General features: G+C 72.8%; 19 protein-coding genes. 14 read left to right on the top strand and 5 right to left on the bottom strand.

Features of this window, described 5'->3' with window-relative positions; translation table 11 throughout:
- The first annotated feature begins 98 nt into the window (after window positions 1–98).
- Window positions 99–1,553 carry a hypothetical protein gene (locus tag AV521_RS42630; protein ID WP_179023820.1) on the top strand — a complete coding sequence of 485 codons (1,455 nt, stop codon included), beginning with the start codon at window positions 99–101 and terminating at the stop codon, window positions 1,551–1,553.
- A gap of 56 nt (window positions 1,554–1,609) precedes the next feature.
- Here the strand turns inward: AV521_RS42630 and AV521_RS42625 are convergent, their stop codons facing one another.
- Together AV521_RS42625 and AV521_RS42620 are read right to left on the bottom strand one after the other, a co-directional pair.
- Window positions 1,610–2,944: a PH domain-containing protein gene (locus AV521_RS42625; RefSeq protein WP_076097023.1), complete on the bottom strand. Its 1,335-nt coding sequence runs from the start codon at window positions 2,942–2,944 to the stop codon at window positions 1,610–1,612.
- 101 nt (window positions 2,945–3,045) lie between these two features.
- Window positions 3,046–3,549 (bottom strand): PH domain-containing protein, encoded by a 504-nt coding sequence (locus tag AV521_RS42620; protein ID WP_076097014.1) that lies wholly within the window; start codon window positions 3,547–3,549, stop codon window positions 3,046–3,048.
- 31 nt (window positions 3,550–3,580) lie between these two features.
- Between AV521_RS42620 and AV521_RS42615 the strand changes: the two genes are divergently transcribed.
- A complete protein-coding gene (locus AV521_RS42615) occupies window positions 3,581–4,732 on the top strand; it encodes an NADH-quinone oxidoreductase subunit D (protein WP_076097012.1) in 1,152 nt (383 codons plus the stop codon).
- A 6-nt stretch (window positions 4,733–4,738) separates the two neighbouring features.
- Here the strand turns inward: AV521_RS42615 and AV521_RS47235 are convergent, their stop codons facing one another.
- Entirely contained in the window at window positions 4,739–5,917 is a 1,179-nt protein-coding gene (locus AV521_RS47235; protein ID WP_079249684.1) for an SAM-dependent methyltransferase, read from the bottom strand.
- A 208-nt stretch (window positions 5,918–6,125) separates the two neighbouring features.
- On the opposite strand from AV521_RS47235, the gene AV521_RS42605 reads away from it, so the two are divergent.
- Complete coding sequence (locus tag AV521_RS42605; protein ID WP_076097011.1) at window positions 6,126–7,331, top strand: sensor histidine kinase; 1,206 nt, start codon at window positions 6,126–6,128, stop codon at window positions 7,329–7,331.
- A gap of 80 nt (window positions 7,332–7,411) precedes the next feature.
- On the top strand, window positions 7,412–8,083 hold the full coding sequence (locus tag AV521_RS42600) for a response regulator transcription factor (protein WP_076097009.1): 672 nt from the start codon (window positions 7,412–7,414) through the stop codon (window positions 8,081–8,083).
- 226 nt (window positions 8,084–8,309) lie between these two features.
- On the opposite strand, the gene AV521_RS42595 is transcribed toward AV521_RS42600, so the two are convergent.
- Window positions 8,310–9,452: a DUF5937 family protein gene (locus AV521_RS42595; protein ID WP_076097021.1), complete on the bottom strand. Its 1,143-nt coding sequence runs from the start codon at window positions 9,450–9,452 to the stop codon at window positions 8,310–8,312.
- Between the two features lie 193 nt (window positions 9,453–9,645).
- Here AV521_RS42595 and AV521_RS42590 point away from each other — a divergent pair, with 193 nt between their 5' ends.
- Entirely contained in the window at window positions 9,646–9,852 is a 207-nt protein-coding gene (locus AV521_RS42590; protein WP_076097007.1) for a hypothetical protein, read from the top strand.
- Between the two features lie 47 nt (window positions 9,853–9,899).
- Here AV521_RS42590 and AV521_RS42585 read toward each other — a convergent pair whose 3' ends face one another.
- Window positions 9,900–11,057: a low specificity L-threonine aldolase gene (locus tag AV521_RS42585; protein WP_076097019.1), complete on the bottom strand. Its 1,158-nt coding sequence runs from the start codon at window positions 11,055–11,057 to the stop codon at window positions 9,900–9,902.
- Between the two features lie 213 nt (window positions 11,058–11,270).
- Between AV521_RS42585 and AV521_RS42580 the strand changes: the two genes are divergently transcribed.
- The 9 genes from AV521_RS42580 (at window position 11,271) to AV521_RS42540 (ending at window position 19,129) form a co-directional block, all read left to right on the top strand.
- Entirely contained in the window at window positions 11,271–12,218 is a 948-nt protein-coding gene (locus AV521_RS42580; RefSeq protein ID WP_076097005.1) for a Rossmann-like and DUF2520 domain-containing protein, read from the top strand.
- Window positions 12,215–13,207, top strand: coding sequence for a pantoate--beta-alanine ligase (panC, locus tag AV521_RS42575; RefSeq protein ID WP_076097003.1), 993 nt, complete (start codon window positions 12,215–12,217; stop codon window positions 13,205–13,207). The genes AV521_RS42580 and panC overlap by 4 nt, the downstream gene beginning before the upstream one ends.
- The gene (locus tag AV521_RS42570) at window positions 13,204–14,925 is read left to right on the top strand and encodes an L-aspartate oxidase (protein WP_076097001.1); all 1,722 of its coding nucleotides are present in this window, start codon (window positions 13,204–13,206) and stop codon (window positions 14,923–14,925) included. Before panC ends, AV521_RS42570 begins: the two co-directional genes overlap by 4 nt.
- A gap of 29 nt (window positions 14,926–14,954) precedes the next feature.
- On the top strand, window positions 14,955–15,932 hold the full coding sequence (nadC, locus tag AV521_RS42565) for a carboxylating nicotinate-nucleotide diphosphorylase (RefSeq protein WP_076096999.1): 978 nt from the start codon (window positions 14,955–14,957) through the stop codon (window positions 15,930–15,932).
- A 5-nt stretch (window positions 15,933–15,937) separates the two neighbouring features.
- Entirely contained in the window at window positions 15,938–16,735 is a 798-nt protein-coding gene (locus AV521_RS42560; RefSeq protein ID WP_076096997.1) for a type III pantothenate kinase, read from the top strand.
- A gap of 193 nt (window positions 16,736–16,928) precedes the next feature.
- Entirely contained in the window at window positions 16,929–17,588 is a 660-nt protein-coding gene (locus AV521_RS42555; RefSeq protein ID WP_076096995.1) for a hypothetical protein, read from the top strand.
- A gap of 239 nt (window positions 17,589–17,827) precedes the next feature.
- Window positions 17,828–18,007 carry a hypothetical protein gene (locus AV521_RS42550; protein WP_076096993.1) on the top strand — a complete coding sequence of 60 codons (180 nt, stop codon included), beginning with the start codon at window positions 17,828–17,830 and terminating at the stop codon, window positions 18,005–18,007.
- A gap of 168 nt (window positions 18,008–18,175) precedes the next feature.
- Window positions 18,176–18,586, top strand: coding sequence for a BlaI/MecI/CopY family transcriptional regulator (locus AV521_RS42545; protein ID WP_107481173.1), 411 nt, complete (start codon window positions 18,176–18,178; stop codon window positions 18,584–18,586).
- A 9-nt stretch (window positions 18,587–18,595) separates the two neighbouring features.
- Window positions 18,596–19,129: an amino-acid N-acetyltransferase gene (locus AV521_RS42540; protein WP_076096988.1), complete on the top strand. Its 534-nt coding sequence runs from the start codon at window positions 18,596–18,598 to the stop codon at window positions 19,127–19,129.
- The last annotated feature ends 5 nt before the right edge of the window (window positions 19,130–19,134 follow it).

Below are 19,134 nucleotides of genomic sequence, written 5' to 3'. Positions count from 1 at the left end.
TGAACCCCTGGGACCGGCACCCCGTAAAACCGGTGATGTGGCCGTGTTTTTACGGGGCGGGGGCCCACGATTCGCCTACGCGCGGTAAGTTTCTGGCCATGCCACGTGGACGCCACCGCCATTCCCCACCTCTGCACCGGCTGTTGCCTGCCTCGGCGATCGCCGGTGTCTCCGTCGTCTGCGCGCTGGGTCCCTGGGTGTTCTCCGAGGCCATGGTGCTGCGCGCCCTGGCCGGTGCCGCCGCCGCGACGGCGGTCGTCGGCGCGGTCGTGATGCGCCGCTGGGACACACAGGCGGGCAAGCGTGTCGCCGAGCTCACACGCGCGCGTGCCGGCGACGAATGGCGGTACGAGGAACGGGTCGCCGAACTGGAGACCGACCTGGAGGAGTCGCGCGAACTGCGCACGAAGCTCGAACAGCGGCTGCGCGCCAAGCGCACCGAGCTTGCGGGCCTGCGCAACGAGCACGCGGCTCTGCTGCGCCGGTACGCCACGGCGGAGACCGAGCGCGCGAGCGCCCTGGAGGGACGCCGGCTGCTGGAGATCGAAGCGGCCGTGCCGTCGTCCTCGCTCGCGCTGCCGCCCGCGCGTCGCCCCGAGCCGGAACCGGAGCCGGTGGGGAAGGTGGCGGACGACGCAACCGAGGCAGCCGGTGAGACCGGGGTGGACGCCGGGGGCGAGCCGACGGCACAGGCCGTGTTCTCGCCCGAGGGCGTACGGCTGTATCGGCGGGCCCTGACGGCTCTGGCGCGTTTCGACAGCGAGGCGGGCGGGACTCCGTCCGAGTCCGTACCGGAAGCCGCGGAGGCGGCGACTCCCGAGGCCGACGAGATTTCCGAAGCTCAGGATTCCGAGGCTGTGGCTTCCGGGGATACGGCTCCGGAGGCGGTGGCTCCCGAGGCCGATGCCGACGAGGCTGTGGCCGACGCGGGCGTTGTCCCGGCGGGCAAGGCCGATGTCCGCGGGCCCGATGCGGGTACGGCCGATTCCGCCGCTCGTCCGGAAGGCACCGCGGGAGTCGCGCGAGACGTCGCCGCGGAGGACACCGGGAAGGGCGCCGGAAAAGGCGCGGTCGAAGCCGTGACGGACGCCGTCGGCGGTCCTCGGAGCGAGGCCGGTGCGCCGGCCGCGAAGGAGGACGAGGCGCAGGGGCAGCCCCTGGCGGCCGACGGGCACGCGCGCGCGGCCGCCACCCCCACGGCCCCGGCCGAGCCCGCCAAGCCCGTGGGCCGGCCGCCCGCCGGGCACTTCACGGTGCCGACCGCGGTGGCCGTCGTACCGGCAGCGCCCGCGCGGCGCCCGGTGGTCGAGGGCGGTTTCGACTTCTTCGGCACCCAGAAGGGCACACCGAAGGCCGCGCTGGACTCCGTGCACAACGAGGATCTCGCCGACGTCGTCGGCCCGGAGGCCCTCGCCGTGCACAAGGCCGAGGCCGAGGCCGAGTTCAAGCCCGCCGGAGCGCAGGAGCACGGCGCGAGCCAGGTCATCGACCTGACCGCACACGACGAGACCGAGCAGATCGACGTCCAGGGGCTGCGCAGCGCGGCTTCCTGAGCCCTCACCAGGCAGGCACAAGGCCCGGTTTCCCGCACAGGGAGCCGGGCCTCATGTCATCCCGAGGTCATCCAGCGGTCCGGGCGGGCGTCCCGGCGGCCCGTGCGGGACCTCTCCGCCTGGGCGTGCAGGAGCCGTGCGGCCTCCTGGGCGTCCCGCAGACGGGCCGTCACGGTCTTGTCGGCCCCCGTGTCCACGTGGACGTCCGCGAGCCGCCAGAGGCGCTGCCAGGGGTCCTGGCTCAGCCGCACGCTCTGCACCTTGGCGTGCGGGACCAGCGAGAGCCTGCGACGCAGCAGGCCGTGCCGGGTGGCGAACACCGTGTCGGTGACCGCGAGGCCGTGCCCGCGCCACCACACCGGCACGCACCAGCGGGCCCGCCGCGGCGGCCGCGCCAGCTCCTGCGGCACGGTCACGCCGTGCAGCACGCGCGCGACGACCGACTCGGCGATCGGGCGCGGGGCGACCGGCACCAGAACCGAGTTGGCGGACCCGGCCACGTCCAGTTCCACCCGCACCCAGCCGAGCCGCCGCCACAGCAGCGGCTCCACGAACCGCACGGTCTGCACCCGCCCGGGCGGGACCGTCTCGTGTGTACGGTCGAGCAGCCCGTGGTCGATGCGCAGTCCGTCCGGCGACTCGCTCACCTTCCAGTCGAACTCGCCGGCGAACCGTCCCGCGCTGCTCGCACCGGCCGCGCCGAACAGCGGGAGGGCGGTGGCGAGGACCGTCCACAGGTTGTGGGTGGTGAGCCACAGCACGGTCGGTACGACCAGCGCGGCGCACAGCGAGCCCCAGGTGGCGCCCGTCAGCACCAGGGAGAACGCCAGCGCGCGTGGGGGCACGCGTATGAGCTCGTGCGCCGGAGCCTCGCCGACTTCACGCGCCGTCTCGGGTGCGAAACCCGCGGCGCGCGCGAGCAGCTCCGCGCGCAGGGCGCGTGCCTCCTGCTCGCCCAGGAACGCGAGTTCGTCCTTGTCGTCCGCGCCCACGACGTCGATCCGCAGCTTCGCGACGCCCGCCATGCGCGCGAGGAGCGGACGGGAGACGTCCACGGCCTGGATGCGCTCCAGCCGGATGTGCGCGGTGCGCCGGAACAACAGGCCGGTCCGGATGCGCAGTTCGGTGTCGGTGACCGCGTAGTGCGTGAACCACCAGGACAGGAAGCCGTAGAGGCCGGCCACCGGTACCAGTGCCGCGAGCCCGAGCAGCAGCACGGTGGTGGTCAGCCGCGCCAGCTGCTGCTGCGTTCCGTCCGGGTCGTGCACGGCCCATCCGGCGAGTACGGTGATCGGCGCCCACGCCCGCCGGAAGGGCGTGACGGGATGCAGCCGGCGCTCGATGACGGCCCCGCGCCCCTCAGAGCCCCCAGCGCCCCCTTCGTCCTCCACCGCTGTGGCGTCTGCGCCGCTCACGCGGTCCGTGGTGCCTATGCAGGCCGTGCTGTCCGCGTCGGTTGCGGCGCCCGTGGCGTCGCCGTGGTCCCGGGGTGTCACAGACCCGCCGATCGGGCCTCGCCCAGCTCGGTGAGCCGGTCGCGCAGCCGTTCCGCCTCGGCCGGGTCCAGACCGGGGATGGTGGCGTCGGTCGCGGCGGCCGCCGTGTGCAGCTGCACGGTCGCCAGCCCGAAGCGCCGCTCGATGGGCCCGGAGGTGACCTCCACCAGCTGCATCCGCCCGTACGGCACCACCGTCTCCTCGCGCCACAGGACACCGCGGCTGATCAGCAGGTCGTCCGCGCGCTCGGCGTACCGCCACGAGCGCCAGTTGCGCTCCAGCAGCCTCCAGCACCACGCGGCGATGGCCAGTGGCAGCAGCGCGAAGGCCGCCCACACAGGGCCCACGAGCAGGCCCAGCAGCAGTGCGGTGGCGACCGCGAGCACCGTCGCCCACATGACCATGAGCAGCCGGCGCACCCGCATCAGAGCGGGCTGCAGCCCCCGCCACACGAGTTCTTCCCCCGGTATCCCGGTCTCCTCCGGGCTCCCCGTTTCCATGGGCCCAGCGTACGTAGGGGAAACTGGGGCCATGACTCCTACGACGGAGACCACGGTCGGGATCGGCGGTGCCGCGGAGAGCACCGACATGGTGCTCAACATCGGGCCCCAGCATCCGTCCACGCACGGCGTGCTGCGGCTCAGGCTCGTGCTGGACGGGGAGCGCATCGTGCGCGCGGAGCCGGTGATCGGCTATATGCACCGCGGCGCCGAGAAGCTCTTCGAGGCGCGCGACTACCGGCAGATCATCGTGCTCGCCAACCGCCACGACTGGCTGTCGGCGTTCTCGAACGAGCTGGGTGTGGTCCTCGCCGTGGAGCGGATGCTCGGCATGGAGGTGCCCGAGCGGGCGGTGTGGACGCGCACGCTGCTCGCCGAGCTGAACCGCGTCCTGAACCACCTGATGTTCCTCGGCTCCTACCCGCTGGAGCTGGGCGGCATCACCCCGGTGTTCTATGCGTTCCGCGAGCGCGAAGTGCTCCAGAACGTCATGGAGGAGGTCTCCGGCGGCCGTATGCACTACATGTTCAACCGCGTCGGCGGCCTCAAGGAGGACCTGCCGGCCGGCTGGACCGCACGCGCGCGTGCCGCCGTCGCCGCCGTGCGCTCGCGCATGGACGTCTTCGACGACCTGGTGCTCGGCAACGAGATCTTCCGGGGCCGCACGCGCGGGGTGGGCGCGATGACGCCGGAGACCGTGCACGCCTACGGCGTGAGCGGGCCCATCGCGCGCGCCTCGGGCGTCGACTTCGACCTGCGCCGTGACGAGCCGTATCTGGCGTACGGAGATCTCCAGGACACCTTGAAGGTCGTCACCCGGAGCGAGGGCGACTGCCTCGCCCGCTTCGAGGTGCTCCTGGAGCAGACCCACAACGCGCTCGACCTCGCCGACGCCTGCCTGGACCGGCTCGTCGAGCTGCCGCCCGGGCCGATCAACCAGCGGCTGCCGAAGGTGCTGAAGGCCCCTGAGGGGCACACGTACGCGTGGACCGAGAACCCGCTCGGCATCAACGGCTACTACCTGGTCAGCAAGGGCGAGAAGACGCCGTACCGGCTGAAGCTGCGCTCCGCGTCGTACAACAACATCCAGGCGCTGACCGAACTGCTGCCCGGGACGCTGGTGGCGGACATGGTGGCGATCCTGGGCTCGATGTTCTTCGTGGTCGGTGACATCGACAAATAGGCCGGCTCAGTCGAGCGGGTTTGGAATTCCAACCGGCTGGACCAGCCAGCCGAAGTCGCCGAGACCCCCCGGGGCGGTGAGTTCGGCGGCCTCCCCGGCGCTCGCGAGGGCGCGCACGTAGGCGGAGGGGTCCGTGGAGGCCAGCGTGAGCGGGGGGCGTGCGCCGGTGATGGCCAGGGCGCGTAGAGCGGCGCGTTGCGTGAGAAGGCGCGCGGAGGGCAAGGTGCGCGCCGTCCCGTGAGGAGTCTGCGGCGCGCCGGAGGGCGTGCGCGCCGGATTCTGCGCCGTTCCCGAGGTTGTGTGCGCCTCCCTCTGCGGCGTGCGAGCCCTGCCTGACGACGGGTCGCGCGCGTCGGAGGGGATACGCGTCGTGTTCTGCACATCGCGCGCCGTGTCCGAGGGCGCGCTGGAGCGCGTGTGCGCCGTGGGAGCCGCCGCGCACGCGTCCAGCGCGACGTGCGCCGTGATGTCGCACGACCCGTCCGGCACGGGCGCCGTCTCGCGCCCCTCCCTGAAGCCCGTGAGCGTCCCGAACGGGGGACGAGTGTCGACGGTGTGCGCGTAGTCCACGGCCACCGCGAGCCCGCGCACCACCCGGTCCACCGCCGACGCCCACGCCAGGTCCCGGGGCAGCCCGATCTCCGCGCGCAGCCCCTCCTCGGCCGGCAGCGGCCACCACCGGGCGAGCCAGTCAGCCGCCGTGCCGGTCACCGGCTCCCCGAGCCGCTCGGTGCCGTCGCCGGCGACGAGCACCAGCCGCGGCACGCCCGCGGAGTCGACCTCGGCGACGTCCACGGGCACGTTGTCCAGCCACTCGTTGGCGAACAGCAGCCCCGTGACGGCGGCCGGGGGCGTGTCCTGCCAGGCGATCCGTTCGTCCAGTTCGGCCGGGCGGTCGGCGAGTTCGACGGCGTACGCGCGCGTGCGGGCGTACACGTCGGCCGGCAGGGCGGCCAGGACTCCGGTGACCAGCTCGCCGCGCCCCGCTCCCATGTCGACGAAGTCCAGTGCCGAGGGCCGTCCCAGTGCCTCGTCGACCCGGCACAGCAGCCGGGCCACGGCCTGTGCGAACAGCGGGGAGGCGTGCACGGACGTACGGAAGTGGCCGGCCGGGCCCTCCGGGCGGCGGTAGAAGCCGCCTGGCCCGTACAGCGCCGCCTCGGTCGCCGCACGCCAGCCGCGCAGGACCGTACCGTCGCGTCGGCCGGGTCGGGCGTATGCGTCGTGCTCCGCGCCGCCGGGCCGTTCCGCTTCCGGTGCCGTCTCATCCGTCACCGGAACAGACTAGGCGCACAGATGATCACTTCCTCCACCTTGGGGAGTACGCGTGCCGAGTGGGGATCGGCCCTCCGGTTGACCCCTGCACGCACCCGGTTTCCCTACTCTGGGTTACGTGCAGCGCCTCTATGACTTCCTCCGCCGCCACCCGACCTGGGTCGACACCTTCTGGGCCGTCACCCTGCTCGGGCTGTCCGGCCTGAGCGTGGTCAATCTGAACGGGGCGCCGGGGCACCACGGATCGGTCGTCGCGGCGATGACCGTGTCCGTCGTCCTGGGCGTCGTCGTCGCGCTGCGCCGCCGTTACCCGGAGCCGATGCTGCTGGTCGCGTGCGCGACCGGGCTGGTCCAGCTGGTCCTGGACGTGGGGACGACCCTCGCCGACTTCGCGATGCTGGTGATCACGTACACCGTCGCCGCGATCGGTTCCCGCTGGGCCTCGCGGCTCGCCCTCGCCGTCAGCCTCGTCGCGGCGACCGTCGCGCAGATGCGCTGGCCGACGCCGCACTCCAGCTTCGCCGGGCAGATCGCCATCGCGGTCTTCCAGACCGTGCCCTTCGCGCTCGCCTGGGTGCTCGGCGACTCCATGCGCACCCGGCGCGCCTACTTCGCCCAGCTGGAGGAGCGCGCGGCCCGCCTGGAGAAGGAGCGCGAGGCGCAGTCGAAGGTCGCGGTGGCCGCCGAACGCGCCCGGATCGCGCGCGAGCTGCACGATGTCGTCGCGCACAACGTGTCGGTGATGGTGGTGCAGGCCGACGGCGCCGCCTACGTCCTCGACACCGCCCCCGACCAGGCAAAGAAGGCCCTGGAGACGATCTCCTCCACCGGTCGTCAGGCACTCGCCGAGATGCGCCGCCTGCTGGGCGTGCTGCGTACCGGCGAGCACCAGGAGAGCGGGGAGTATGTCCCCCAGCCCGATGTCGAGCAGATCGACGACCTCATCGAGAAGTGCCGCAGCTCCGGCCTCCCGGTCGACTTCAAGGTCGAGGGAACCCCGCGCCCGCTGCCCAGCGGAGTGGAGCTGACCGCGTACCGGATCGTGCAGGAGGCGCTCACCAACACCCGCAAGCACGGCGGACCCAACGCGGGCGCGAGCGTGCGGCTGGTCTACTTCGACGACGGGCTCGGCCTGCTCGTCGAGGACGACGGCAAGGGCGCCCCGCACGAGCTGTACGAGGAGGGCGGCGCGGACGGCCAGGGGCACGGCCTGATCGGTATGCGCGAGCGGGTCGGTATGGTCGGCGGCACGCTGGACGCCGGCCCGCGTCCGGGCGGAGGATTCCGCATCAGCGCCCTGCTCCCGCTCAAACCGGCGCACTGACGTGGCCGTACGCCCCCTGTTGACACCTGTCACACCCTCGTCCTGAAGCACCACCGCCCGCCCCCGACGAAAGAGACCCGATGACGATCCGCGTGATGCTCGTCGACGACCAGGTGCTGCTGCGCACCGGGTTCCGGATGGTGCTCGCCGCCCAGCCGGACATGGAGGTCGTCGCGGAGGCGGGCGACGGGGTCGAGGCCCTGCAGGTGCTGCGGTCCACGGCCGTCGACGTCGTCCTGATGGACGTCCGTATGCCGAAGCTGGACGGGGTGGAGACCACCCGGCGGATCTGCGCCGAGCCCAACCCGCCCAAGGTGCTCATCCTGACCACGTTCGACCTGGACGAGTACGCCTTCTCCGGGCTGAAGGCGGGCGCCTCCGGCTTCATGCTCAAGGACGTGCCGCCCGGTGACCTGCTGGCCGCGATCCGCGCGGTGCACAGCGGCGACGCGGTCGTGGCGCCCTCCACCACCCGGCGCCTGCTGGACCGCTTCGCGCCGATGCTGCCCTCCGCCGGCAAGGAGCCGCAGCACAAGGAGCTGGAGCGGCTCACCGACCGGGAACGCGAGGTGATGGTGCTGGTCGCGCAGGGCATGTCCAACGGCGAGATCGCGGCCCGTCTCGTGCTGAGCGAGGCGACGGTGAAGACCCATGTGGGCCGCATCCTGACCAAGCTCGGCCTGCGCGACCGCGTGCAGGTGGTGGTGCTGGCCTACGAGACGGGCCTGGTCCGCGCGGGCGGCCACGGCTGAGACCGGCCACGGCTGAGACCGGCCACGGCGAGGAGCCCTCGCTGCCCCTGGGCGACGACTGAGGCTGACTCGGCGAGACACCGGCGCGGGCCCTCCCGGCCACGGTTGGCCCGGCCCCTCCGAGGCGTCACCGCAGCCCCCGGCCGCCACGGCCGAGGCCCGCTGCAGCGAGGTGCCGGCGCACCCCTCCGCCACCACAGCCACAGCCCGCTCCGGCAAGGACCCGTCAGCGCAAGACGCCCTCGATGAAGTCGCTGCCCAGCCGGGCCACCGCTGTCAGGTCCAGCTGGTGCTGGACGTAGCGGCCGCGGCGGCAGTCGGTGATCAGGCCCGCTTTCTTCAGCACCGCGAGATGCCGGGATATCTCGGGTGCCGACATGCCGTGGGCCTCGGCCAGTTCGCTCGTGGTGTGCGGGGCGCGGGCCAGATGGCGGCACAGCCGCATCCGCACCGGGTGGGCCAGCGCCTCCATGCGGCGGGTGAGCTGTTCCACTGACGGGGCCTGCGGGCGGGAGCCGCTCGCGGGATAGGAGATCGACGGCTGCCAGCCGAACCGGTGCAGGACCAGGAGATGCGGCCAGCCGAGGCTGGTCGGCATCAGGACCAGGCCGCCGTCGCCCGTGGCAGTGCGGCCCACCGACAGCTTGTCGATTGTGATGAGCGCGGCCTCCTCGTCCAGCGAGACGGCCTGGGAGAGGGACGCGAGGGCTTCGGCGAGACCCGCGCGGCGCAGCAGCTCGGTCTTGTGCCGGGCGTCCGCGGCGAGCTGCGGCTGGACCCGGGCCCAGGTGTCGGCGAAGAACGCCTCGTCGCAGTCGAGCATCAGCTGCCGGAACCAGGCGCGGACCACCGGCGGGTCCTCCAGCAGCCGATGTGTGAACCGCTCCTGTACGGCACCGCGCGCTGCCGCCAGTTCCAGGGAGCGACGGCGCAGCTCCGGGTCGTCCAGCGGGCCGGGGGCCTCGACGTCGTAACGCAGCCGGCAGCTGAACTCCAGGGCGGCGCTGACGAACTGTTCGTCCGTCAGCTTGTCCAGCAGGTCCAGGTCCTCCGCGAGTGTGGCGCCGGGGAGCGTGCGGCCGCCGGGGATGCCCGCGAACGGGGCGAAGACGTCCGAGAACGTCGTACGCCACAGGAAGTCCGCCTCGCACAGCCGGTCGGCCAGGCAGGGGTCCAGCCGGGACGAGACGGCGGTCGCCCAGCCCTGGAGGCCGGGGTGGTGACCGGGCTCGCTGAGGGCGTGCAGGGCCATCCCCAGTTCCGCCAGCGGGGAGGGCACGACGGAGACCCTCCCCCACCTCTCGGCCTCGCTCAAGCCGGGGGCACCCCCGTCAGCGGCGAGTCCGGTGATGTCGATGGTCACGCTCATGCCGTCCATCGTGCACCCGGCCACTGACAGCGGCGCCGTGGATTGACGGCAGCCGTCAATCCACGGGACAGCGGCCCTGGTCAGGAGCAGTCTGGAGGCACCGGGGCAGCCGCGGAGCCCGAACGGTCACCGAGCGGTCGGTGGCCGGACCTGCCAGTTCTCGTCCCGAGACCTTCCGAGAAGGCGATCCGCCATGAGCATCACCCAGCAGTACCTCCTCGACAGCTACCGCGCCCGTGTACTCGGCGAGCCGGAGCCGCCCGCGCCCGGCCGGCACGACGCCGGCGTGGTCCGCGAAGTACGCGACTACCGGCGTTTCAACGCGGTCATCGCCGAGCGCCCTGCGCGCGGGCGCGTGCGCTACGCCCTGCGCCGGTGGCTGCACCCGCGCGCCCTGTGATCAGCCACGTGCGGCCCCGTGTCATCACGTACGCCCGCGTCCTGTGATCACGGCGCGGGCAGTCGGTCCACGAAGCCGGCGACGGCCGCGCGTACGTCGTCGGCCGTCCACTCCAGGCCCGCCGCGCCGACCGTGACCTCGGTGAACGCCAGGTCCGGTCCGCCGCGGTCCCAGGAGCGTCCGAACAGGCCCACCGAGGTCTCCTCCATCTGCCGTACCGCTGCCTCGGCCAGCACGTCGGGGTCGTACGGCAGCCAGACCCGGAACTCGTGGGTGTGCGGCACCTCCGGCTGGACGCGTGCCCAGGGCAGCCCGGCCGCGGCGAATCCCTCGCGCAGCGCGGCGGCCACCACGCGCGCGTGCCGCACATAGTCCGGCAGCCGGGGCAGTTCCGTCTCCAGCCCGGCGAGCGCCGCCAGCGCCGTCGGGAACTGTTGGAAGACCATTCCGCCGTACCGGTGCCGCCAGGTCGTTGCCTCCTCGATCAGGGTCTTCGGGCCCGCGAGCGCGGCGCCGCCGAAGCCGCCGAGGGACTTGTAGAACGACACGTAGACGGTGTCGGCGAGGCCGGCGATCTCGTCCAGGGGGCGGCCGAAGTGCTCGGTGGTCTCCCACAGGCGCGCGCCGTCGAAGTGCACCACCGCGTCGCGCTCCCGTGCCGCCTCCACGACCTCGGTCAGCTCCTCCCACGAGGGCAGCACATAACCGGCGTCCCGGAGCGGCAGTTCCAGCATCAGCGCGCCGAAGGGCTCGTCGAAGTCGCGTGTCTCCGCGGCCGTGGGCAGCCGGGGCTCGCTCGTCACACGTACCGGGCGCAGGCCGCTGACCTGGCTGAACGCATTCCGTTCATGCAATTCGGGGTGGGCGAGGGGGTGCAGGGCGACCGTGGGGTTGCCGGTGCGGGCCGCCCAGCAGCGCAGCGCCACCTGTTGGGCCATCGTGCCGGTCGGGAAGAAGGCGGCGGCCTCCGTACCGAGCAGGCCGGCGACCCGCTCCTCCAGGGCGGCCACGATCCGGCCGCCGTACATGTCCGCCCGCTCGTCCAGGTCGTAAACCTGCGGAGCCGTCCGCGTGAGCCAGTCCAGCCGTTCCCGGATCGTGGCCTCGAAGACGGGGCGCCACAACACGCGGCGCGCCACCCGCAGAGCGGCCGGGCGCCGCTCGTACACCGACCGTTTCTCGTCCTGTTCCGCCGTGTCGCTCATGCGCGCGATGATGCCCTGCCCCGGCCGGCGGGGCACTGAGGTTTCCGGGCGGCCGGCCGGGAGGCGGGGGAGCCCCCCGCGCCTCGGCGGTCCGACGGCGTGGTGAAACCCACAGCCTGTGGACGACCGATCCGCACGGGACCGAGATAGCGTTAACATGACGAGAAATCGTCCGGTACCCAGAGCGGACTGGAACGGGAAGGCCGCCGTCGCGTGAGTACAGTCCACCAGCCAGACCTCAAGGACCGCCCCGCGCGGCTCACCGTCGGCGTCGTCGGCGCCGGCCGCGTGGGCCCCGCGCTCGCCGCGTCCCTCCAGCTCGCCGGGCACCGCCCGGTGGCCGTCTCCGGCGTCTCCGACGCCTCCCGCAGGCGCGCCGAGACCATGCTCCCGGACGTGCCGCTGGTGCCGCCCGCCGAGGTCCTGAACCGCGCCGACCTGGTGCTGCTGACCGTCCCCGACGACGTCCTGCCCGGCCTGGTCGACGGCCTCGTGGAGACCGGCGCGGTACGGCCGGGACAGCTGCTCGTGCACACCTCCGGCCGCTACGGCGCGGGGGTCCTCGACCCGGCCACGCGCGTGGGCGCGCTGCCGCTGGCGCTGCACCCGGCGATGACCTTCACCGGCACCCCCGTGGACGTCCAGCGCCTCGCCGGCTGCTCCTTCGGCGTCACCGCGCCGGAGGAACTGCGCCTGGCCGCCGAGGCCCTCGTGATCGAGATGGGCGGCGAACCGGAGTGGATCAGCGAGCAGAACCGCCCGCTCTACCACGCGGCCCTCGCACTCGGCGCCAACCACCTGGTGACCCTGGTCGCCCAGTCCATGGAGCTGCTGCGCACGGCGGGCGTCGAGGCGCCCGACCGGATGCTCGGCCCGCTGCTCGGCGCCGCCCTGGACAACGCGCTGCGCTCGGGCGACGCGGCGCTCACCGGGCCCGTCGCGCGCGGGGACGCCGGCACGGTCGCCGCGCACATCACCGAGCTGCGCAAGCACGCCCCGCAGACCGTCGCGGGCTATGTCGCGATGGCTCGCGCGACCGCCGACCGGGCGCTCGCGCACGGCCTGCTGAAGCCGGAACTCGCCGAGGACCTGCTCGGCGTACTGGCCGACGGGACCGGCGGCACGAGAGGCACTCACGGCACCGAGGGGAACGACCGATGACCACCGCCCTGCTGAACACCGCCGACGAGTTGCACGCGCGTGTGCGGAGCGGCCGCCGCGCCGTCGTGATGACCATGGGCGCCCTGCACGAGGGCCACGCCACCCTGATCCGCTCCGCGCGCGAGATCGCCGGCCCGCAGGGCGAGGTCGTCGTCACCGTCTTCGTCAACCCGCTGCAGTTCGGCGCGGGTGAGGACCTGGACCGCTATCCGCGCACCCTCGAAGCCGACCTGAAGATCGCCGAACAGGCCGGTGCCGACGCGGTGTTCGCGCCCTCCGTGGACGAGGTCTACCCCGGCGGCGACCCCCAGGTCCGCATCACCGCGGGCCCCATGGGCGAGCGGCTGGAGGGCGGCTCGCGGCCCGGCCACTTCGACGGCATGCTCACCGTCGTCGCCAAGCTGCTGCACCTCACGCGTCCCGACGTCGCCCTGTTCGGGCAGAAGGACGCCCAGCAACTGGCCCTGATCCGGCGCATGGTGCGGGACCTGAACTTCGGCGTCGAGATCGTCGCCGTACCCACCGTGCGCGAGGCGGACGGGCTCGCCCTGTCCAGCCGCAACCGCTATCTCTCCCCGGAGGAGCGGCTGACCGCGCTCGCTCTGTCCCGCGCGCTGTTCGCCGGCTGCGACCGGCACGCCGCGCAGGAGGCCCTGCGCGCGCGGGCCCGCGAAGTGCCCTCCACGCGCGCGCGTGCCGAGGCGCTGAGCGCCCTCGGGGAGTCCCGCGCGGCCGCCGACGCGCACGCGGTCGCCACGGCGTCCCCCGGCGGCCCGGCGGCCGTCCGCGCCGCCGCCCGCCAGGTGCTGGACGAGGCCGCCCGCTTCGCCCCGCCGCTCGAACTGGACTATCTCGCTCTCGTCGACCCGTCCGACTTCACGGAGATCGGCGACGGCTTCACCGGCGAGGCCGTCCTCGCCGTCGCCGCGCGGGTCGGCACGACCCGGCTGATCGACAACCTTCCTCTCACCTTCGGAGCCGCCTCGTGACCAGCACAGGCACCAGCACAGGCACCAGTACAGGCATACGACTGCACGCGCCCGCCCCCGGCTGGGCCATCTCCGCGGACGTGGTCGTCGTCGGTTCCGGAGTGGCCGGTCTGACCGCGGCCCTGCGCTGCGAAGCCGCGGGCCTGACGACCGTCGTCGTCACCAAGGCCCGCCTCGACGACGGCTCCACGCGCTGGGCGCAGGGTGGTATCGCCGCCGCGCTCGGCGAGGGCGACACGCCCGAACAGCACCTTGAGGACACCCTGGTGGCCGGCGTGGGCCTGTGCGACGAGGAGGCCGTACGGATCCTCGTCACCGAGGGCCCCGACGCCGTACGGCGGCTGATCTCCACCGGCGCGCACTTCGACACCGACGACGGGGGCGACATCCACCTCACCCGCGAGGGCGGGCACCGCCGGCGCCGGATCGCGCACGCGGGCGGCGACGCGAGCGGCGCCGAGGTCTCCCGTGCGCTCGTGGAGGCCACGCGCGCGCGTGGGCTGCGCACCATCGAGAACGCGCTCGTGCTGGACCTGCTGACCGACGCCGAGGGCCGTACGGCCGGTGTCACGCTGCACGTGATGGGCGAGGGCCAGCACGACGGCGTGGGCGCCGTGCACGCCCCCGCGGTGGTCCTCGCGACCGGCGGCATGGGCCAGGTGTTCTCCGCGACCACCAACCCCTCGGTGTCGACCGGTGACGGCGTGGCGCTGGCGCTGCGCGCGGGCGCCGAGGTCTCCGACCTGGAGTTCGTGCAGTTCCATCCGACCGTGCTGTTCCTCGGCCCGGACGCCGAGGGCCAGCAGCCCCTGGTCTCCGAGGCGGTGCGCGGCGAGGGCGCCCACCTGGTCGACGGCGACGGCGTGCGTTTCATGGTCGGACAGCACGAGCTGGCCGAGCTGGCGCCCCGGGACATCGTCGCCAAGGGCATCATGCGGCGGATGCTGGAGCAGGGTGCCGAGCACATGTTCCTCGACGCCCGGCACTTCGGCGCCGAGATGTGGGAGCACCGCTTCCCGACCATCCTGGCCGCCTGCCGCGCCAACGGCATCGACCCGATCACCGAGCCCATCCCGATCGCCCCGGCCGCTCACTACGCCTCCGGAGGCGTCCGCACCGACGCCCGGGGCCGTACGACCGTGCCCGGCCTGTACGCGTGCGGCGAGGTCGCCTGCACCGGTGTGCACGGCGCCAACCGGCTCGCCTCCAACTCCCTCCTCGAAGGCCTCGTCTACGCGGAGCGGATCGCCGACGACATCGCCGGGGCCCGTGCCGGGAACGGCCTCCACGCGCGCGTGCCCGTACCGGTCCCGCACCCCGAGAAGCCCGCGCACCCGCTGCTCGCCCCCGAGACCCGCTTCGCCATCCAGCGGATCATGACCGAGGGCGCCGCCGTGCTGCGCTCCGAGGAGTCCCTCGCCCGGGCCGCCGAACAGCTGCAGCAGTTGCACACGGACGCCCGCGACGCCCTCGCCGAGAACGGCAAGACCGCCGAGCCCGGCGTCGACACCTGGGAGGCCACCAACCTCCTGTGCGTGGCCCGCGTCCTGGTCGCCGCCGCGCGGCTGCGCGAGGAGACCCGCGGCTGCCACTGGCGCGAGGACACCGCCGAGCGTGACGACGCCCACTGGCGGCGCCACATCGTCGTACGGCTCAATCCGGACCGGTCGCTGGCCGTACGCACCACGGACACAGCAGACTTCCCCCCTACCCGGTAACACCCCAGCGCCCAGGAGCAGTGACCAAAGTGAGCACCGACGATCTTCCCCTCGCCTCCGCCGGCGGTTGCGGCGACGGCTGCGCCTGCGGCGCCGACGGTGACGAGGAGTATCTGGAGAGCGGGCTCGACCCCGCGCTCGCCGAACTGCTGGCCGCCGCCGGGCTCGACCCGGTCGAGGTCGAGGACGTCGCCAACGTGGCCATCCAGGAGGACCTGGACGGCGGCGTGGACGTGACGACCGTCGCCACCATCCCCGAGGAGGCGGTGGCCACCGGCGACTTCACCGCGCGCGAGGCGGGCGTCGTGGCGGGCCTCAGGGTCGCCGAGGCCGTGCTCTCCGTGGTCTGCACGGACGAGTTCGAGGTCGAGCGGCACGTCGAGGACGGCGACCGGATCGAGGCCGGGCAGAAGCTGCTGTCGGTCACCACGCGCACGCGTGACCTGCTGACCGCCGAGCGCAGCGCGCTGAACATCCTGTGCCGCCTGTCCGGCATCGCGACCGCCACGCGCGCGTGGGCGGACGCCCTGGAGGGCACCAAGACGCGCGTGCGGGACACCCGCAAGACGACCCCCGGCCTGCGCTCGCTGGAGAAGTTCGCCGTCCGCTGCGGCGGCGGCGTCAACCACCGCATGTCGCTGTCCGACGCGGCCCTGGTGAAGGACAACCACGTGGTCGCCGCCGGTGGCGTCGCGCAGGCCTTCAAGGCCGTGCGGGAGAACTTCCCGGACATCCCCATCGAGGTCGAGGTCGACACCCTGCACCAGCTGCGCGAGGTCGTCGAGGCGGGCGCGGACCTGATCCTGCTGGACAACTTCACGCCCGACGAGTGCGCGGAGGCCGTCGGGATCGTCGGCGGGCGGGCGCTGCTGGAGGCCTCCGGGCGGCTGACGCTCGACACCGCGCGCATCTACGCGGACACGGGCGTGGACTTCCTGGCAGTCGGCGCGCTCACCCACTCCGCGCCGATCCTGGACATCGGCCTCGACCTGCGCGAGGCGGAGTAACGGCCATGCTCCTCACGATCGACGTCGGCAACACGCACACCGTCCTCGGCCTGTTCGACGGCGAGGACATCGTCGAGCACTGGCGCATCTCCACGGACGCGCGCCGCACGGCGGACGAGCTGGCGGTGCTGCTCCAGGGCCTGATGGGCATGCACCCGCTGCTCGGCGAGGAGCTGGGCGACGGCATCGACGGCATCGCGATCTGTGCGACCGTCCCGTCGGTGCTGCACGAGCTGCGCGAGGTCACCCGGCGCTACTACGGCGACGTACCCGCCGTCCTGGTGGAGCCGGGCGTGAAGACGGGCGTACCGATCCTCACCGACAACCCCAAGGAGGTCGGCGCGGACCGGATCATCAACGCGGTCGCGGCCGTCGAGCTGTACGGCGGCCCGGCGATCGTCGTCGACTTCGGTACGGCGACCACGTTCGACGCGGTCTCCGCGCGCGGGGAGTACGTCGGCGGGGTCATCGCGCCCGGCATCGAGATCTCCGTGGAGGCGCTCGGCGTCAAGGGCGCGCAGCTGCGCAAGATCGAGGTGGCCCGGCCGCGCAGCGTGATCGGCAAGAACACCGTCGAGGCCATGCAGTCCGGCATCGTGTACGGCTTCGCCGGGCAGGTCGACGGGGTCGTCAGCCGGATGGCGCGGGAGCTCGCCGACGATCCGGACGACGTGCGGGTGATCGCCACGGGCGGGCTGGCGCCGATGGTGCTGGGGGAGTCCTCGGTGATCGACGAGCACCAGCCGTGGCTGACGCTGATCGGGCTGCGCCTGGTGTACGAGCGGAACATGTCGCGTCTGTGAGGGGACCGGCGAGGGAGCCGGCGCCCGTGCGGGGCGCCGGTGCCGCGATGATGTGGCCCCGGCCGAGGGAAACGTAGCCCCGGTCGAGGGAAACAGGGAGCGACACGCGGCGAAACAACAGCCCAATTCGTCACTTTTGTCCGATTAGCGGTAGCGTCGCCGCATGCCCACGCCATATGGATCCCGCGGCGGCATGGCGTTCGGCGTGGAGGAGCTGCGTGTGCTCCGCCGCGCCCTCGCCCTCGCCCTTCACCCCGGCCAAGCGTCCGCCGACGACGTCCAGGACTGTTTCCGGCTCGCCGAGTCGTTCGACGAGGCGATGCGCGAGGGGGCGAGACTGCGCGCGTTCCTGGTGGCCGACCTCGGCCGGTACCGGGCCGCGCTCCCGGGTACCGCAGTCGGCTATCTCACCCTCCTGGAGGAGGCGCTGGGCGCCGGGCACCGGCCGACGCCGGACGATCTCGCGGCGCTTCGTGCGCTGCGCGGGAACCCGGTGGCGGCCGCGCTGCTGGATCGCTGCCAGACACTCGCCGAGCAGGACGTACGGGCCCGGTTCGCGCAAGGTGCCAGGTCCGCCCCCGCGCCCGCCGTACCGGCCGCACGGGCCCGTCTGATGGCCCTTCCGGGTGGCGCGGGAGAGTCGGAACACGGTATCGGGGCGGGGCAGGGCGAGGAGTCGCCGAAGCCCGGGCAGAAGCCGGCGCCGAAGCCCGCGCCGACGCCTGCGGAGCGGCCCGCCCCGGAGCCGGCGGCGCCGAAGCGGCCCATCCCGACGCCGGGGGAGGTCTTCCCGCGCCGCAAGCCGGCGCCTCCGGCGGACCCGGCCGACACCCGTCAGCTCGCCGCCGGCTGACCGCCCCGCCCCGGCCTCCGGCCGGGCTTGTTCCCCCACCAGCACCACCGTGCCGCCCCGTCGTCGGGCGCGGGTGGCCCCTGTGGAGCGAAAGCACCACCGGCGGATTGCTGGTTCGTGGGTGGGTGGATTTGCGCCGCGCGGGCGGCGGCAAGGGGTGCGGCGCAGGTGGGGAGGGGGGCAGGGGGGTATGCGTACCCCGTACCTTTCGTGTCGGTCGCCGCGGCTACTCTGGAGGCATGGACTACGTCTCCGCGCTCGTGCCTCCGGTCGTGATGGCCGTGTTCTTCATCGGTGTGGTCAGGGTGATCGTGAAGACCCAGGGCGGCGCCGCCAAGGCCAAGGAGGACGCGGCCGTCGACGCCGCCCTCGCGCGCGCTGAGGGTGCGCGTCAGGTTTCCGCCGGCGGCGACGCCTGAGTTCGGTCCGACGGCCTGCTGTTGTCGCTATCCCCGTGCGGCTTCGAGTCGTACGCCCTTTTTGTTCCTATTCATGGAGATAGCGCACGTCCGGCAGGCCAATGTCGGGATCTCCCACTATTGTTCTGAGCTGTGCCTCGCCCATTGGGAGAACTCGAAGACGCGGTCATGACGCGGGTGTGGAAGTGGAACCGCCCGGTGACCGTTCGAGAAGTCCTGGAAGACCTGCAGCAGGAACGCTCCATCGCGTACACCACCGTGATGACCGTTTTGGACAATCTCCATCAGAAGGGCTGGGTGCGCCGCGAGGCGGAAGGGCGGGCCTATCGATATGAGGCCGTCTCCACGCGCGCCGCGTACGCCGCCGCCCTCATGAACGACGCCTGGTCGCAGAGCGACAACCCGGCCGCCGCTCTCGTCGCCTTCTTCGGGATGATGAGCGAGGAACAGCGCCTGGCCCTCAGGGACGCCGTACGCATCGTCCAGGGACCGGAAACCCCGGAAGCCCCCGAACCAAGGCAACAGGAAGCCGTGCAAGAGGAGAACCCCGGCTCGGCAGAGGACGCGGACGGGCGATAGCGTCCGCTCATGTCAGCAGAGCGTCCCGAAGTCTCCGCAAAAGCCATCACCGTCCGGCGCGCCCGGACCGGCGATGTCCCGGCCGTACGTCACCTCCTCGACGCCTACGTCCGTGACCGCATCCTGCTCGACAAAGCCACGGTCACGCTTTACGAGGACATCCAGGAGTTCTGGGTCGCGGAACGCGACGACAACGCCGAGGTGGTCGGCTGCGGCGCACTGCACGTCATGTGGGAGGACCTCGCGGAAGTCCGCACTCTCGCGGTGAAGCCCGGCCTCAAGGGCGCCGGCGTCGGCCATCAGTTGCTGGAGAAGTTGCTGCAGACCGCGCGCTGGCTCGGCGTTCGCCGGGTTTTCTGCCTGACCTTCGAAGTGGACTTCTTCGGGAAGCACGGCTTCGTGGAGATCGGGGAGACACCGGTCGACACCGATGTGTACGCGGAGCTGTTGCGTTCCTATGACGAGGGCGTCGCCGAGTTCCTCGGTCTCGAACGAGTGAAACCGAACACCTTGGGCAACAGCCGGATGCTTCTGCATCTGTGATCGTC

The organism is Streptomyces sp. IMTB 2501 (genome assembly GCF_001953885.1).
Lineage (GTDB): Bacteria > Actinomycetota > Actinomycetes > Streptomycetales > Streptomycetaceae > Streptomyces.
This window is presented reverse-complemented; position numbering and strand designations above follow the sequence as displayed.

Excerpts from the sequence above, each read along its gene's own strand:
- AV521_RS42585 (WP_076097019.1), bottom strand. The coding sequence starts at position 11,057 with ATGAGCGACACGGCGGAACAGGACGAGAAACGGTCGGTGTACGAGCGG.
- AV521_RS42620 (WP_076097014.1), bottom strand. The coding sequence starts at position 3,549 with ATGGAAACGGGGAGCCCGGAGGAGACCGGGATACCGGGGGAAGAACTC.
- AV521_RS42590 (WP_076097007.1), top strand. The coding sequence starts at position 9,646 with ATGAGCATCACCCAGCAGTACCTCCTCGACAGCTACCGCGCCCGTGTA.
- AV521_RS42550 (WP_076096993.1), top strand. The coding sequence starts at position 17,828 with ATGGACTACGTCTCCGCGCTCGTGCCTCCGGTCGTGATGGCCGTGTTC.
- AV521_RS42560 (WP_076096997.1), top strand. The coding sequence starts at position 15,938 with ATGCTCCTCACGATCGACGTCGGCAACACGCACACCGTCCTCGGCCTG.
- AV521_RS42630 (WP_179023820.1), top strand. The coding sequence starts at position 99 with ATGCCACGTGGACGCCACCGCCATTCCCCACCTCTGCACCGGCTGTTG.
- AV521_RS42615 (WP_076097012.1), top strand. The coding sequence starts at position 3,581 with ATGACTCCTACGACGGAGACCACGGTCGGGATCGGCGGTGCCGCGGAG.
- panC (WP_076097003.1), top strand. The coding sequence starts at position 12,215 with ATGACCACCGCCCTGCTGAACACCGCCGACGAGTTGCACGCGCGTGTG.
- AV521_RS42540 (WP_076096988.1), top strand. The coding sequence starts at position 18,596 with ATGTCAGCAGAGCGTCCCGAAGTCTCCGCAAAAGCCATCACCGTCCGG.
- AV521_RS42555 (WP_076096995.1), top strand. The coding sequence starts at position 16,929 with ATGGCGTTCGGCGTGGAGGAGCTGCGTGTGCTCCGCCGCGCCCTCGCC.
- AV521_RS42600 (WP_076097009.1), top strand. The coding sequence starts at position 7,412 with ATGACGATCCGCGTGATGCTCGTCGACGACCAGGTGCTGCTGCGCACC.
- AV521_RS42545 (WP_107481173.1), top strand. The coding sequence starts at position 18,176 with ATGACGCGGGTGTGGAAGTGGAACCGCCCGGTGACCGTTCGAGAAGTC.
- AV521_RS42595 (WP_076097021.1), bottom strand. The coding sequence starts at position 9,452 with ATGAGCGTGACCATCGACATCACCGGACTCGCCGCTGACGGGGGTGCC.